Below are 16,623 nucleotides of genomic sequence, written 5' to 3' on the forward strand. Positions count from 1 at the left end.
AAGTTCTATGTTGTTGATGTAGAGAGTGTTTTTATAAAAAATCAAATTAATAATTTTTTGAACTGATTTTTTTTTTACATAACTGAAGACTTTGCATTATTTAGAACGCTTGCTGTAAGCCATAAAAAAACCTAACAAGTTTTTTAAACATGTTAGGTTTGATATAATTTTAGATAAAAAAACTAAATTTTCTTTCTCATTCTCGCCACCGGAATATCGAGCTGCTCGCGATATTTAGCAATAGTTCTTCTGGCAATTGGATAACCTTTTTCTTTTAAGATTTCTGCCAGTTGATCGTCCGGAAGTGGTTTTTTCTTATCTTCTTCTTCAATTGTGTTTTGAAGAATTTTTTTGATTTCAAGAGTTGAAACATCTTCTCCCTGATCATTTTTCATAGCTTCAGAGAAGAATTCCTTAATCAATTTTGTTCCGTAAGGAGTTTCAACATATTTACTGTTTGCGACACGTGAGATTGTCGAAATATCCAAACCAACCATGTCGGCAATATCTTTTAAGATCATTGGTTTTAGTTTGGTTTCGTCGCCGTCTAAGAAATATTCTTCCTGATAATGCATAATGGCATTCATGGTTACAAAAAGAGTTTCCTGACGCTGTCTAATCGCATCGATAAACCATTTTGCCGAATCTAGTTTTTGTTTGATAAATTGAACTGCATCTTTCTGCGCAGTCGATTTATCACGAGAATCTTTATATGTCTGCATCATTTCCTGATAATCTTTAGAAACGTGCAGGGAAGGAGCATTTCTTCCGTTTAAAGTCAATTCCAGTTCGCCGTCAATAATTCTAATAGCAAAATCAGGAACAATATTTTCAGTAACTTTATTATTTCCTGTAAAAGAACCGCCCGGTTTTGGATTCAGGCGTTCGATTTCATGGATCGCTTTTTTAAGCTGTTCGTTCGAAACGCTGTATTTCTGTAATAATTTATCGTAATGTTTTTTGGTAAAAGCATCAAACTGATTTTCGATAATGTCAATGGCTAAATCAACATATTCGGTTGGTGTTTTGTGCTTTAATTGAAGCAATAAACATTCCTGTAAATCACGCGCGCCAACTCCCGAAGGTTCCAGTTCGTGAATCACCGTCATCATTTTTTCGACCATAGCCTCATCAGTATAAATTCCCTGAGTAAAAGCCATATCGTCTACTATATCCGGAATGCTTCTTCGGATGTAACCCATATCGTCAATACTTCCTACTAAGAATTCAGCGATTTCACGCTCTTCATCATTCAAAATAAAAGTATTCAATTGATTGATTAAATCCTGATGAAAACTAATTGGCGAAGCAAAAGGTGTTTCGCGTTCCTCGTCATCACTATAATTATTTACCTGAGTTTTGTAATCAGGAGTATCGTCGTCGCTTAAATATTCGTCAATGTTAATGTCGTCTGCTTCAATTCTGTCAGATTCATTGTCATCATAATCGTCGTAGTCGTCATTTGCGAATTCATCAGCTTCGTATTCGTCTTCTTTTCCAGCTTCCAGCGCTGGATTTTCGTTCATTTCTTCTAATAAACGCTGTTCAAAAGCTTGCGTAGGCAATTGAATTAACTTCATCAGCTGAATTTGCTGTGGAGATAATTTTTGAGATAATTTTAAATTTAAAAATTGCTTTAGCATCTGTTTTTGTTAAAAGTTTCAAGTTTCAAGTTTCAAGTTGAAGAACGAACCGCAACTTGAAACTTGAAACCTGAAACCAATATTATTATTTTAGTTCAAGTTCCAATAACTTGAAACCTGAAACTTGAAACATTTTAAACTAATCGATTAAAATTCCGCACTTCCAGGAGTTCTTGGGAAAGGAATTACGTCTCTAATGTTTGTCATTCCTGTTACAAACAATACTAAACGCTCAAATCCTAAACCGAAACCTGCGTGCGTTGCAGAACCAAATCTTCTTGTATCTAAGTACCAGTATAGTTCTTCTTTGTCAATTCCAAGTGCTTCCATTTTCTGAACCAGAACATCGTAACGCTCTTCTCTCTCAGAACCACCAACGATTTCTCCAATTCCAGGGAAAAGGATGTCCATGGCACGAACCGTTTCTCTTCCTGGTTCTGTGTTGTCGTTCAAACGCATGTAAAACGCTTTAATGTTTGCTGGGTAATCGTATAAAATTACTGGGCATTTAAAGTGTTTTTCTACTAAATAACGCTCGTGTTCTGATTGTAAATCAGCTCCCCATTCTGTAATAAGGTATTGGAATTTCTTCTTTTTATTTGGAGTTGAATCTCTTAAAATGTCAATTGCTTCAGTATAAGAAACACGTTTGAAGTTGTTTTCTAAAACAAAGTTTAGTTTTTCCAACAACGCCATTTCGCTTCTTTCTGCCTGTGGTTTTGATTTTTCCTCTTCTAAAAGTCTTCCTTCTAAGAAAGCCAAATCATCTTTACAGTTGTCTAAAGCATATTTAATTACATACTGAATAAAATCTTCAGCCAAATCCATGTTGTCATCAAGGTCGTTGAAAGCAACTTCAGGCTCGATCATCCAGAATTCTGCCAAGTGACGAGAAGTGTTTGAGTTTTCTGCTCTAAACGTTGGTCCAAAAGTATAAATCTGACCCAAAGCCATTGCAAAAGTTTCTCCTTCTAATTGTCCAGAAACGGTTAAGTTTGTATGTTTTCCGAAGAAATCTTTTTTGAAATCGATGTTTCCTTCTTCATTTTTTGGCAAGTTGTCAAGTGGTAAAGATGTTACTTGGAACATTTCTCCAGCACCTTCAGCATCTGCTCCAGTAATAATTGGCGTGTTTACATACACGAAACCTTTTTGTTGGAAATAGCTGTGAACTGCATAAGACAATACCGAACGCACACGCATAATTGCACCAAAAGCATTTGTACGTACTCGCAAGTGAGCGTTTTCACGTAAAAATTCTAAAGAGTGTTTTTTAGGCTGCATTGGGAATTTCTCTGCATCAGAATCTCCAAGAATTTCAAGTTTGTTAACCTGAATTTCGTATTTCTGACCAGCACCTTTACTTTCAACCAAAGTTCCAATTACAGAAACCGCAGCTCCAGTCGTGATTCTTTTTAAAGTTTCTTCTGGTGTATTTTCAAAATCAACAACACATTGAATATTATTAATTGTAGAACCGTCATTTAAAGCGATGAACTGATTATTTCTAAAAGTTCTCACCCAACCTTTTGCATTCACTTCCTGTAACGTCGTCGTACTGTTTAATAAGTCTCTAACTTTTGTGTGTTTCATTTTTATATATAATTGATATTAAATAATATTCGTTTTGAACAACTGCAAATATAATCGATATTAATTAATTTGAGAAGTTGAATTTTTTATAGACTTTGTATTATTCCCATTTTTGTCATTTCGACGAAGGAGAAATCTCCGTAAGAAACTCGACAAAGTTAGGAATTAGTGTGCGGAGCTACTTGCGGAGATTTCTCCTTCGTCGAAATGACATACTTTGAGATCAATTTCTATTTTTTGTATTTTTTAAGATTCTCATTTAAAATTTTCATGAGTTCAGCATGATTTATTTCCATAGAAATTGCTGAAAGGCAAAATGGAGAACCATATTCATTTAAATTGTATTGAGTCAATTTTTTTCTTATTAGATTGGTTTCATTTTCAATCCAAAAATCAGGGTTATTGACTTTAATTAACACCATTTTTTGGCTTTGTATTTTTATTTCTGAGAAGCCTTTAATATTATTCCAATTTATAATTTTAGATGAATTCTTTTTCGGATCAACATTAATTCCATAATTATCAATAATTAGAAAAAGTTTGTTTTTGATTAATTGTTTGATTGCTAAACAAAATCCTAATCCAAAGAACAAAACTGAAATAATTCCAATACCTTTTAATAACATTGGACTTCTTGATCGAAAGCCAGTTAAATTTTCGGCATCCATAAACATCCAAATTCCGCCAATAACAAAAAGTAGCGAGCCTATTAATAATAAGAATGATTTTTTCTTACTTGAATAGATTTCGATTTTATCCATTACTTTTAATTCGCGTCAATTCGTAAAATTCCTATAAAAAAAACTCTATTTCTGCAAATTCTCCAAATCCTCTTTCTTAGTTTTCTTTTTCTCGAAAGTTAAAACTAATGAAGGCAATACAACCAAATTAGCAAACATAGCAAAAACCAAAGTACAAGAAATTAATCCTCCTAAAGCAATCGTTCCGCTGAAACTTGATAAAGTAAAAGTAGCAAAACCTAAAATCAAAACTACAGAAGTATAGAAAGTACTTACTCCGGTTTCTCTTAAGGCGCTGAAAACAGATTTCTTCACTTTTCCTTTGTTCTGAATCAGGTCGTGTTTGTATTTCGCCATAAATTGAATCGCATTATCAACCGAGATTCCGAAAGCGATACTGAATACCAGAATCGTTGATGGTTTTAGCGGAATTCCGAAATAACCCATTAATCCAGAAGTAATACAAAGTGGTAAAATATTTGTAATCAAAGAAGCCATTACCATTTTGAAAGAACGGAATAAATACAACATCAAAATTGCAATAGTTGCAATTGCAAAAAGCAACGATTCGATTAAGTTGTGTGCCAAATACGTTGTTCCTTTCTGGAAAACCAATGCTTTTCCTGTAATGGTAACTTCAAAACGGTCTTTCGGAAAAATTTCATCGATTTTTTTACGAATTTTCCCTTCAACTTTCGCCATTTCATCAGTTCCGATATCTTTCATGAAAGTGGTAATTCTGGCATATTGTCCAGTCGAATCAACGTAAGCTTTCATTAAATTTTCTTTGCTGTTTTTTGTCGCATTTTTAGCATAACTCAAAATAAAAGTCTGCTCTTGCGAAGTTGGTAATTGGTAATATTCCGGGTTTCCGTTGTAGAAAGCCTGCTTAGAATATTTTACCAAATTTACTACAGAAACTGGTTTTGCCAATTCTGGAATTTCAGCAATTGTATTCTGCAATTCATCCATTTTACGAATAGTCGAAGCCTTCATAACACCTTTTTTCTTTTTGGTATCAATCATGATTTCCAATGGCATTACACCATTAAATTCTTTTTCGTAAAATAAAATATCTTTAAAGAAAGAAGCGCTTTTTGGCATTTCACCAATCAAACTTCCCGAAACTTTCATTTGTCTCACTCCATTTAAACTAACAATAAAAAGGACAGCATAAATAATATAAACTATTGTTTTTTTGCCTTTAACTATAGTAGTAACTGTGTTTAAAAGTGTAGAAATATAGGTTTTGTCTAAATGATATAAATGTTTTGCTTTTGGCAAAGGCATAAAACTGTAAATAATTGGCACGATAAAAAGTGTCAAAGTATAAACAGAAAGTACATTGATTGAAGTTACTAATCCAAATTCAAATAATAATTCGTTTCCTGTAATCATTAAGGTTGCAAAACCAATTGCTGCGGTTAAATTGGTCATTAAAGTTGACGACCCGATTTTTGAAATCACACGCTGTAATGCTTTTGCCTGATTGTTGTGTATTTTAATTTCCTGCTGGTATTTGTTAATCAGGAAAATACAGTTTGTAATTCCGATTACGATAATCAGCGGCGGAATAATGGCTGTTAAAATTGTGATTTTATATCCAAATAATCCAAGTGTTCCAAACGACCACGTTACGCCTATAATTAAAATACAAATCGAAATAAACGTAGCTCTAAACGAACGGAAAAAGAAAAAGAAAATCAATGAAACAGTCAATAAAGATGCTCCAATAAAAAGTCCGATTTCGCCTTTCATATTATCCGCATTGATCGTCCTGATGTATGGCATTCCAGAAACTTTTAAGTCAATTCCGGTTGTTTTTTCGAACTTATTGATTTTCGGAACCAGATTTTCAAGAATAAAAGTCTTTCTGTTTGCAGTGTTTACTAATTCTTTATTGATGTAAACCGCAGAACGAATACTTCCGCTTTCTTTATTGAACAATAATCCTTCGTAAAAAGGCAGATTATTAAATAATTCATTTTGAACGCCTTTTAAATATTCAGGATCCAAAACTTTAGTTTCATCGATAAATGGCGATAAAACAAATTTTTCGTTAATGGTGTCTTTTTCAAGTTTTTTTAAATCGTTTAAAGAAACGACCAAATCAACTTCTTTAGATTTTTTTAAACCAGTCATTAATTCGTTCCAGGCAGCATAATTTTTTGGAGTAAAGAATTTCTTGTCCTGAAAACCTATAACGACAAGGTTTCCTTCTTCACCAAATTTATCTAGGAATTTTTGATAATCTTTATTCGCAATATGATCTTTCGGAAGCAGGTTTGCCTCTGTATAAGTCATAGAAAGATTTTTCCACTGATAGCCAAAGAAAAGCGTTAAAGCAGAAAGTATAACCAGAATCGTAATTCTGTTTTTAAGTATGATTCGGGCTAATTTTTCCCAAAATCCAACCTGGATAGTGTTTTTCATAAAATCTTTAAAAATGGATGCAAATGTAGTGAAAAGTGCTAGAAATCATAAATATTCCATTCTATTTTACTTAATGTTAACACAAATTTGAACGCCTTGTAATTATGATAATTTTCTTGGTTTTTATAATTTAATCATTAGCTTTTCTCATATTTGTGGTAAAAATAGAAACGTAACACAAAGTCGTACTGTAAGAACTTTATTAAAAGAATGGATTCTGGAAAAAATAAAATGTTCATTATTATTTTAAGTCTATCATTGTTTGGAGCTTCCTTAACTCAAAATGCGATTACTTTTAATTACAATAATGAAATAAAAGAGGCTTCGTCTATTGATTATTTTTTCATGGGATCAATTGCTTTTTTTGGCGGGGGGCTGTTGGAACAAATTATTTGGATGGCAAATCCTTTGAGCTTATTTGCACTTATTCATTTTATTAAGAATAATGATAAAAAAGCTGTCCTTTCCAGTTTTTCAGCCTGTTGCTTAGCAATTTCTTTTTCTTTTTGGAATGAAATATTAGGAGCAGAAAGTGGCGCAATGGCTGATTTTCATTAGATTTAGGTTATTATCTTTGGTTATCTAGTTTTTTGGTTTTAACAATTGGAATTTTTATCTATTATAGAGGATCATTAAAAAAAATTTGGGAGTCTTAAAAAATGCAGCAAAACGATACACTTATTTATATTTTCTTAGCAATTCTCTTGCTTTTAATTGTCATAATTTGCTTTATGCTGTATCAATTAATGCAGACTAAAAAAGCAAAAGACAATGCTGAAAAGAGTTTTTATGCTTTAGAATCTAAGGTAAACGATTTACAGCTGGAGAATCTGGAGTCGAAACTGAACCCGCATTTGTTTAAGAATATCTTGAATTCCATTCAGTCACACGCCTATCAGACGTACTTTGCCCTGGATAAACTTGCCAATGTTCTGGATTATATTTTATACGAAAGCAAAAAGAAATTCGTGACGGCAAAGGAAGAAATTGATTTTGCACTGAATCTCATCGAAATCAATAAAATAAAAATCAGTCCGCTTTTTGAATTAAAGGTTAAAACAAATCTTAATCAGGAAGATAAATTGTATGAACAGCCTTTGCTGGCACCGCTTATTTCTATTGATTTAATCGAAAATGCATTTAAACATGCGGATCTTCAAAGTGCCGACGCTTTTATTTCGGTAGTTTTCGAATTTAAAGACAATGCGTTTTTTATGACGGTTTCGAATAAAATCTCGGATAAAAAAGTATTGAAAAAGGAGCGAAGCGGTTTTGGACATGCCACTCTGGAGCATCGTCTGCGTATTATTTACAAAAATCATTTCAAATTGGACCGTTTTATAGAAAACGATGTTTATATTGCTCATCTAAAAATAGATTTACTTGAATACAAAACTGAAATGCTTGCTTCTGGACGATGAGATTCCGGGATTAACGTACCTGAAAATGCTCTGCGAACAAATTCCGGAACTGGAAATCGTAAAAACGTACAACAATCCTGAGAAGCTTTTATCTGATGTTTCTGATCTGGATTTCGATTTACTGATTTCAGATATAGAAATGCCGGGTATTGACGGACTTCATCTGGTCGAAAAACTGCAGGATAAACTAGTGATTTTTTGTACTGCATATAAAGAATATGCCGCCGAAGCTTTTAATATTGATGCTGTTGATTATATTACAAAACCGGTAAAACTGGAACGTCTGCAAAAAGCGATTTCAAAAGCTTTTGAGCGTTTTAATAAATCAGATTCGGCTAAAAAATTCATTCAGCTTAATACAGATAAAGGAAAAACACTGTTGTATTTTAATAAAATCCAATACATAAAAACAGCTGTAAGCGACAGCCGTGACAAAACGGTTTTACTTGCCGATGGAAGTTTCCTGAACCTAAAAAACGTAAAATTTGATACCCTCCTGAATGAACTGCCAGATGCCGATTTCTGCCGTATTAATAAAAAAGAGATTGTAGCCGTAAAGGCTATCAAGTTTTTTAATCACAACGAAATTGTCCTTCATCATGTAGAGGAGAATAATAAAAATGCCTCCTTAATTTTGAGCGAAACTTACCGCGCCGATTTCCTGAAGAAAGTTAAGATCTAACTTGTTACAAAATTTTTCAGACTTATTACATACATTTAAAATTAGCTTGAGAATTACTTTTTCGCTACATTCACAGTTAAGATATTTGCTGCAATAAATCTAAAGATCGAGTTATGAATAGTATTAAGAACTCTCTGTTTTATGTTACCATTATTGGTGGTTTTACAGCACTGATATATTGGGTGATTTCAAAAGGTGTTTCGTTAGAAGCAGGACGTAATATTGTAAAGAAAAGTGTAGAAAGTAATCATTGGAAAGACTTTCTGCATTCGATGGGCGAAAACCTGCAGCATCCTTTGGCCATTTTACTGGCGCAGATCGTAACCATAATTTTAGTTGCCCGTTTGTTTGGATGGTTCTTTAGAAAAATAGGACAGCCATCAGTAATTGGCGAAATGATTGCAGGAATTGTATTAGGACCGTCTTTGGTAGGGATGTACTTTCCGGAATTTTCGGCCGCTTTGTTCCCAAAAGAATCTTTAGGAAACCTGCAGTTTTTGAGCCAGATTGGTTTAATTCTCTTCATGTTTGTTATCGGAATGGAACTGGATTTGAAAGTGCTGAAAAACAAAGCGCATGATGCTGTTGTTATCAGTCACGCCAGTATCGTAATTCCGTTTGCTTTAGGTTTATCCCTGGCTTTTTTTATTTATGAAACGTATGCTCCATTGGGTGTTGAGTTTTCTTCTTTCGGATTGTTTATGGGAATTGCCATGAGTATTACCGCTTTTCCCGTTTTGGCCAGAATTGTGCAGGAACGCGGCATGCAGAAAACCAAATTGGGAACAATTGCCATAACCTGCGCAGCGGCAGATGATATTACAGCCTGGTGTATACTGGCAGTTGTTATTGCGATTGTAAAAGCAGGTTCTCTTTCGAGTTCTTTATATGTGATCGGGATGGCAATTTTGTATGTAATAATCATGCTGAAGGTTGTTCGTCCGTTCCTGAAACGTGTCGGCGATTTAAACTCAACACGCGAAAGTTTGAATAAACCAGTAGTGGCAATTTTCTTTCTAACACTTTTGTTTTCGGCTTATGCATCAGAATTAATCGGAATTCACGCTTTATTCGGGGCTTTCCTGGCAGGAGCTATTATGCCTGAAAACAATAAATTCAGAAATATATTTATCGAAAAAGTCGAAGACGTTTCTATTATCATGTTGCTGCCGTTATTCTTCGTTTTTACGGGACTTCGCACGCAAATAGGATTGCTGAATGATCCGGACCTTTGGAAAATTACAGGTTTAATTATTCTGGTGGCTGTAGTGGGTAAATTCTTTGGGAGTGCTTTGGCAGCCAGATTTATGGGACAAAACTGGAAAGACAGTTTAGCAATAGGTGCTCTTATGAATACACGCGGTTTAATGGAACTCGTAGTATTAAATATTGGGTATGATCTGGGCGTTTTGTCTACAGAAATATTTACCATGATGGTAATTATGGCGCTGGTAACCACTTTTATGACGGGGCCTGCTTTAGACTTTATCGGATTTGTTTTTAAGGATAAAATAACCGCAATTCCTCAGGAAATAGGGAATAAAAGCAAATATAAAATCCTGCTTTCGTTTGCTGCTCCGGAAAGAGGAAAAAAACTGCTTAAAATTGCCAGCAGTTTAGTAAAAAAACAGCAGGATAATTCGATCGTAACGGCCATGCACTTGTCCTTAAGCACCGAAATACATTCGTTTGATGTAAAAGAGTATGAACGCAAAATGCTGGTTCCGGTTGTAGATGAATCGCATAAACTGAACCAGAACATGGTAAGTCTTTTTAAAGTTTCGAATGATATTGATACGGATATTATAGATACTGCAAATCAGGGAGAATATGATTTGTTACTGGTTGGTCTGGGACAATCGATTTTTGACGGAACACTGCTTGGAAAGATTCTTGGTTTTACAACCCGGATCGTAAATCCCGATCGTCTAATTGATAAGTTTACCGGAAAAGAGGGATTGTTCGAGAATTCTCCTTTTGATGAAAGAACCCGTCACATTATTACCAAAACCAAAATGCCTGTGGGTATTTTTATAGATAAAGATCTTGAAGAGGTGAATCAGGTTTTTATTCCGATATTCAGTAAAGAGGATGCGTTTTTAATTGAATATGCTAAAAAGCTTATCAATAATAATGGTTCACAGATTATAGTTCTTGATGCCGGCGGAGAAGTAAAAAACACGCGTGAGATTCAGGAAACGATTCGTTCTATCGAACAAATTGCTCCAAATCATATTATGATTATGCACGATAAAATACTCAAAAAAGAATTTTTGGAAAGCCAGAATTTAATGATCATTAGTTTAGACAGCTGGAAAAAATTAATCGAATCGCAAAGTACATGGCTGAATAATACACCTTCTGTCTTGATTCTTAAACCTTAATTTAGAATATTAAAGTTTCAAACCATACTCTAATTTGTTATTTTTTTCTTATTGATTTGTAGGATTAGTTTTATAATATAAGTTTATTCTTATATTTGCAGCTTAATTAAAATCTGATAAATGAAAATGAAAAAAATCTTTTTATTGCTGGTGTCGTTATTGTTCTTGTCTTGTTCTCAGAATACTGAGGATATAAATTTTATAAAATCTCCTTCTTGGCTGCAGGGAAGTTGGAGAGAGAATATTACGGGTGCGGAATTAATAATTACAAAAGGTGATATCAGCTACAATGGTTACTCTTTCGGTAAAGAATCACAAAAATCTAATTTTAAAAATTTAAATAAGGTTCAGGTAATTACCGATAATTCTACTAGTTATATTTTTGATTATTATGGTGTTAATGGAGGCGTTCCGCTAAGATTCATTTTTATAAATAAAAATAATAAGCAACTGGAATCAAAAGGCCATATTCCGGGACTTTACACTAAAAAATAGGATTCAAAATTCCTGATTTAAGTGTGTCTGTTTTAAGCCCTGTTGGAGTTTTAAAAGGCTTTGACAGGGTTTTTGTTGTAAAAAAATTAGATCTCTTATAAAAGGCGCCCAAATTATAATTCCTAAAGTCCCAAGTCAAGCACATAAGAAATCTTAACTGCAATATTATCATCAAATCCCGGTAATTGATTTGGACCGTAACGATAGAAACCGCCAAGTCCGAAGCCTTTGTAGATTTTGTTTAATTCGATTCCCGATTCAAAGAAACCTTTGTCAAGCGTTTTGTACACTGGTCCAACGTGCTGTTCCGGTTTATTCATATTTCCCCACGCCATTCGGGTTACTAAAACCACAGAAGGACGTACTTTTTTCAGGATTTGAAGTCGTTTAAAACCGTGTTTTGCCTGAAAGAAAACATACTGGCTTGAGAAAAACTCATTAAAAAACATCGTTTCGAAACTGTTTCTTCCCGCAAAAGTAATACGCTGTATAATTGTTTCTTTATTTAAGTTGTTGGGCATTGTATTGTACAAATGCGTCAGCGGCACATCGCCCATGGCATATCCGCCTTGTAAAAGAAGACTCGTTTTCTGACCGTTTAGGTATTTCTTTTCATATTCGGTTTTGAAATCTATTTTTCCAAAACTAAAATCATTATCCAAAACACCCGGCAGTGTCTGCGTGTACTGAAAAGTAAATCTTGGGAATCTTTTATCGGACTCTGTTCTTCCCGTCGGTGTTTGCATAAAGTCGCTGAATGGTGCCCAGACAAGCGAAATCATCGCCGTTGTCATAATATAACTTGAGTACAACTGATCGTTGTAATAAAAAAGATAATCGAACTTAGGTTCAACATACGTTCTGGCGAGCTCAATTACAGCTTCGGTCTTTGGAATAATCTTCGTCTGAACATTTGCTTTCCAGCCGGTGTAATGATAAAAAGTACTAATGTTGATGGGACGCGGATCGTAGATTTTAAAGACACGCTTGTCAACAGCAAAAAGTGTACTCGCAATCTCCCGCACATCATCTGTATATGAACCGTTCAGCCAGGTATTGGTATATCTGTCCAATAATACTCCGGCGCCTATATTGTATTTTAAATTGCCGTCTTTTGTACCGTAAGCCGTATAACTTTCCAATCTGAAATGCTTAGAAAATTTTTCGTTGGTTACACCGCCAAGCCCCAGACGAAAACCTTCGTAATTATTATAACTGATAATTTTCTTTAAATCGATATCAACCGGACCAACGGGAATATAACCGTTAATGATTTTTCGGCCAAATCCCAGCTTTTTTTCAATTCGGTTGCTTACTGATATACTGTCCAGAAGCTGATATGTTTTCTGACTTTTATAATCTAATGCTTCTTTCCTGTTCTTGATCCAGAAATATTCCGGTTTCTCGCCTGCATCATCTTTAATTTCAATGTAAAGCGAAGGATTGCTTATAACAGCCGGATTGTTGTAATGAATATCAAAATTGTTGCTTTCAGAAATCAGGTAGGTGAAGTCTGATGCTGTTTTTTTTCTCGGTTCAAAATCCTCCGAAATATCCCCGTCAAACTGAATCGTTCCTCCTAAAATCTTAATATCATCGTCATTTTTTCCTTTTACAATCTTAAAAGTCGTGTTGCTCTGAAACCAGATTTTTTCATTCGGCACATAATCAAATTCATGAATACCGCTGATGTCCAAAACGCCTTTTATACGCATGACCGCTTTTGCAATAGCAAAGTTTTCTTTGTCAATGTACAAAACACCTTCAAGTCCGGACGCTTTTCTTTTATGCTTATTTTTAAAATAGATCATAAAAGTTTCGCGGCCTTTTATGGTTACGGTATCGAGTAATTTATAATTATAAGAAGAAGGAGCTGTATTTGAAATAGGATTTTCATACTTTGTTTCAAAAAGCTCGTATTTGTTGTCGTAAATTGAAATCGACTGAAGGTTAAAGGCAATAACTTCATAAATAGGGTTTTTAAAACCGGCTATTTTTGTGCCCAGAACCGTTTCTTTTAGTTTGTTGTTTCCAAACTGATACTGTGATACTTTTTCGGTCTGGAACAAATGCTGTCTGCTGATTATTTCTTTGAACTTATAATCAGATGAATCGATGTTTATTTTCTTTTTATTTAAATCTTTATAAACGGCAGACGAATCAATTCGGCCCTGAATCGAATCGGGATTAGCAGTTACAATAAGTTTGTTGTATGTTTTGTATTCGAAAGTGCTGAGTTTTTTCTGCGGATTATTATTGTGCTTGCTGGCAATAACTTTTTTGATGATTGTTAAAGCCGGATTTTCATTTGAAACAATCACTTCTTGTAAATCATCTGTTTTTTGAACAAGAGAAACCGGATAAAACTTTTTAGCTTCCTGTAAAGAAATTACAACACTATGAAACCCAATATAGGACACCTTGAAAACACCGGATTTTGAAGTGACATTGAGAATAAATTTACCGTCAACATCAGTGATAGTATTGTTCGTTTCAGAAGTCGTAATTGTGGCAAAAGGAAGGGGCTTGTTTTCTGAATCAGTGACAATTCCATTTATTTGAAACTGCGCCTGAATACTAAGCGTAAAGAATAAAGTCAGTAAACAAAATAGCCTCATAGAGAATTATATAGATTCGGAAACCGGAAAAAATTGATTTTGGTATGCAAAAATAACAATAAAAAAATCCGTTTAGTATAAAAATAACTAAACGGATTCTAAAAATTATTTTAAAAAAAATTAAACTTTCATGATTTCTGCCTCTTTTAAAGCCAGTAATTCGTCAATTTTTTTAATATATGCATTTGTTAAATTCTGAACTTCTTCCTCGGCAGATTTGCAGATATCTTCAGAAGTTCCTTCTTTTTCTAATTTTTTAATGTCAGTGTTCGCATCTTTACGAGAGTTACGAATACCAATTTTTGCATCTTCAGCTTCAACTTTTGCCTGTTTTGCCAAATCACGACGGCGCTCTTCTGTTAAAGGCGGTACACTTATGATAATCATATCTCCGTTGTTCATTGGGTTAAAACCAATATTGGCAATCAAAATAGCTTTTTCGATTGTTTGAAGCATATTTTTTTCAAAAGGCTGCAATGTAATTGTTCTTGCATCAGGAACACTGATTTTTGATACCTGAGAAAGTGGTGTTGCAGATCCGTAATAATCAACAAAAACACCTCCAAGCATTGCCGGAGAAGCTTTTCCTGCACGAATGTTTAGAAATTCTTTTTCTAAGTGTGCAATAGAACCGTTCATAGATTCTTCAGTACTTTCTAATATAAAATCGATTTCTTCAGTCATTTTTTTTTCGTTTTCGTTTTTTATTATCAGTTTCCGGTAAAAGCCAGCATTGTGACTGTAAACGGTTACTGATTACTATATATTTACTACAGTTCCGATGTTTTCGCCTTCGCAGATTTTTAAAAGATTTCCAATTTTGTTCATATCAAAAACAACGATTGGCAGTTTGTTTTCCTGACTTAAAGTAAAAGCAGTTGTGTCCATTACATTTAACCCTTTTTTCAGAACATCATCAAAAGAGATGAAATCAAATTTTACTGCTGCTGCATTTTTTTCAGGATCAGAGTCGTAAACGCCGTCAACGCGGGTTCCTTTAAGGATAACATCAGCATTGATTTCGATACCTCTTAAAACCGCTGCGGTATCTGTTGTAAAATAAGGATTTCCGGTTCCGGCTCCAAAAATTACGATTCTTCCTTTTTCAAGGTGGCGGTCTGCTCTTCTTTTAATATAAGGCTCTGCGATAGATTCCATTTTTAGAGCAGTCTGCAGTCTCGTTTTCATTCCTTTATCTTCAAGTGCGCCCTGCAAAGCCATTCCGTTAATAACAGTAGCAAGCATTCCCATGTAATCTCCTTGCACCCTGTCCATTCCCGCACTTGCTCCGGCAACTCCTCTAAAAATATTTCCTCCTCCAATAACGATCGCAATTTCTACTCCTTTGTCGTGAATCTGCTTAATTTCATCTGCATATTCGCCTAATCTTTTCGGGTCAATTCCGTACTGTAAATCACCCATTAAGGCCTCGCCGCTAAGCTTTAGAAGAATTCTTTTATATTTCATGTTTCGTGTTGCGTTAATTTGTGCAAATATAGACATATTCTGATTTTTAAAAATAATGTTTTCAAAAAATTAATGGAGCTTTGATTTTTTAATTTTATAAAGACTTTTATTATTTTTTGAATTGAATGTGATAAAAGTCATTGAGGCATCTTTCTTAAATCCGTACTTTTATATAAGCAAAAAAAAATATCTATGAAAAGTACTGTAGCTAAAGCATTATTCAACAGCCACTCGTATGCTGAATACAGAAAGTTAGTAACCGATTTGCTTTCTGAAGGAAAATCAACAGGAAGTGAGCAGTCTGAAAATCTTACCAATTATTCGAAACTTAACGAAGCCAGAATGAACCGTTTGGAAAAAACAATCACAATTTCTGATTCGATTACTGAAAAACTTCAAAACCTGAACAATCATTTTATATGGCTGGTAATTTCTGAGGGCTGGTGTGGTGATGCAGCCCAGATTCTTCCTGTTTTAAATAAAATGGCACTGGCTTCTGACAAGAAAATTGATCTTAGAATTGTCCTTCGCGACGAAAATGAAGCTTTAATGAATCAATACCTGACTAACAATGGAAAAGCAATTCCTAAAGTCATTATTATTTGCAAAGAAGCCGGAATTGTGCGTGCAGACTGGGGACCAAGACCTAAAGGGGCAGTACAGTTAATGGCAGAATATAAAAAGCAGTTTGGTGTAATTGATGAAAAAATTAAGACTGATCTTCAATTGTGGTATCTGGCCGATAAAGGGATTTCTATTCAGGAAGAGCTGATTGAAATTATGGAAAATATAAAATACAACCGATTATAAAAGTTTTGAATTTTATAAAATTATCTGCTGATAAATTTGGATAACAAGTTGATAATAAATGTAATAAAAGTTTAAAAAAAGTAAAGAAGTGTTTTTTGTAAAACAAAATTTTGTATCTTGCTTTCAAGATCCCACTTCTATTATAGATTTTTTGATTTACTCTTTGTACCGGTGTCTATTAATATTAACCATTAAAAAACACTATTATGAAAAAGTTATTCGAAAGGTTTTACGATTTTTTTTCGATGTATTTGTTTGGTGGAAAAAGTATTTCTCACTACTAATCAAAACAAATATGACGCAACATTATTTTAGAAGTTGGCACATTACCGCATAC

13 protein-coding genes are annotated in these 16,623 nt (G+C 34.0%); 6 read left to right on the forward strand and 7 right to left on the reverse strand.

Annotated features, from left to right (window positions below; genetic code table 11):
- Nucleotides 1–182 precede the first annotated feature (182 nt).
- From rpoN to OZP11_RS16560, 4 genes are all read right to left on the reverse strand, one after another.
- Entirely contained in the window at nt 183–1,643 is a 1,461-nt protein-coding gene (rpoN, locus tag OZP11_RS16545) for an RNA polymerase factor sigma-54 (protein ID WP_281231659.1), read from the reverse strand.
- A 147-nt stretch (nt 1,644–1,790) separates the two neighbouring features.
- Entirely contained in the window at nt 1,791–3,236 is a 1,446-nt protein-coding gene (asnS, locus tag OZP11_RS16550; protein ID WP_281231660.1) for an asparagine--tRNA ligase, read from the reverse strand.
- Between the two features lie 230 nt (nt 3,237–3,466).
- Nucleotides 3,467–3,997, reverse strand: a complete 531-nt coding sequence (locus OZP11_RS16555) for an STM3941 family protein (RefSeq protein WP_281231661.1) — start codon at nt 3,995–3,997, stop codon at nt 3,467–3,469.
- Nucleotides 3,998–4,042: 45 nt separating this feature from the next.
- Nucleotides 4,043–6,409, reverse strand: a complete 2,367-nt coding sequence (locus tag OZP11_RS16560; protein WP_281231662.1) for an efflux RND transporter permease subunit — start codon at nt 6,407–6,409, stop codon at nt 4,043–4,045.
- 210 nt (nt 6,410–6,619) lie between these two features.
- Between OZP11_RS16560 and OZP11_RS16565 the strand changes: the two genes are divergently transcribed.
- The 5 genes from OZP11_RS16565 (at nt 6,620) to OZP11_RS16585 (ending at nt 11,391) form a co-directional block, all read left to right on the forward strand.
- Nucleotides 6,620–6,967, forward strand: coding sequence for a hypothetical protein (locus OZP11_RS16565; RefSeq protein ID WP_281231663.1), 348 nt, complete (start codon nt 6,620–6,622; stop codon nt 6,965–6,967).
- 101 nt (nt 6,968–7,068) lie between these two features.
- Nucleotides 7,069–7,830 carry a histidine kinase gene (locus OZP11_RS16570; protein ID WP_281231664.1) on the forward strand — a complete coding sequence of 254 codons (762 nt, stop codon included), beginning with the start codon at nt 7,069–7,071 and terminating at the stop codon, nt 7,828–7,830.
- Nucleotides 7,793–8,512: a LytR/AlgR family response regulator transcription factor gene (locus OZP11_RS16575; RefSeq protein ID WP_281231665.1), complete on the forward strand. Its 720-nt coding sequence runs from the start codon at nt 7,793–7,795 to the stop codon at nt 8,510–8,512. Before OZP11_RS16570 ends, OZP11_RS16575 begins: the two co-directional genes overlap by 38 nt.
- Before the next feature lie 113 nt (nt 8,513–8,625).
- The gene (locus OZP11_RS16580; protein WP_281231666.1) at nt 8,626–10,896 is read left to right on the forward strand and encodes a cation:proton antiporter; all 2,271 of its coding nucleotides are present in this window, start codon (nt 8,626–8,628) and stop codon (nt 10,894–10,896) included.
- Nucleotides 10,897–11,016: 120 nt separating this feature from the next.
- Nucleotides 11,017–11,391 (forward strand): hypothetical protein, encoded by a 375-nt coding sequence (locus tag OZP11_RS16585; protein ID WP_281231667.1) that lies wholly within the window; start codon nt 11,017–11,019, stop codon nt 11,389–11,391.
- A gap of 122 nt (nt 11,392–11,513) precedes the next feature.
- Here OZP11_RS16585 and OZP11_RS16590 read toward each other — a convergent pair whose 3' ends face one another.
- The 3 genes from OZP11_RS16590 to pyrH all read right to left on the reverse strand — a co-directional run bounded on the left by OZP11_RS16590 (nt 11,514) and on the right by pyrH (nt 15,476).
- Complete coding sequence (locus tag OZP11_RS16590; RefSeq protein ID WP_281231668.1) at nt 11,514–14,009, reverse strand: DUF5686 family protein; 2,496 nt, start codon at nt 14,007–14,009, stop codon at nt 11,514–11,516.
- 120 nt (nt 14,010–14,129) lie between these two features.
- Entirely contained in the window at nt 14,130–14,693 is a 564-nt protein-coding gene (frr, locus tag OZP11_RS16595; protein WP_281231669.1) for a ribosome recycling factor, read from the reverse strand.
- A 75-nt stretch (nt 14,694–14,768) separates the two neighbouring features.
- A complete protein-coding gene (gene pyrH, locus OZP11_RS16600) occupies nt 14,769–15,476 on the reverse strand; it encodes a UMP kinase (protein ID WP_281235540.1) in 708 nt (235 codons plus the stop codon).
- A gap of 192 nt (nt 15,477–15,668) precedes the next feature.
- On the opposite strand from pyrH, the gene OZP11_RS16605 reads away from it, so the two are divergent.
- Nucleotides 15,669–16,286 (forward strand): thioredoxin family protein, encoded by a 618-nt coding sequence (locus OZP11_RS16605; RefSeq protein WP_281231670.1) that lies wholly within the window; start codon nt 15,669–15,671, stop codon nt 16,284–16,286.
- The last annotated feature ends 337 nt before the right edge of the window (nt 16,287–16,623 follow it).

It is taken from the genome of Flavobacterium gelatinilyticum (assembly GCF_027111295.1).
GTDB lineage: Bacteria > Bacteroidota > Bacteroidia > Flavobacteriales > Flavobacteriaceae > Flavobacterium > Flavobacterium gelatinilyticum.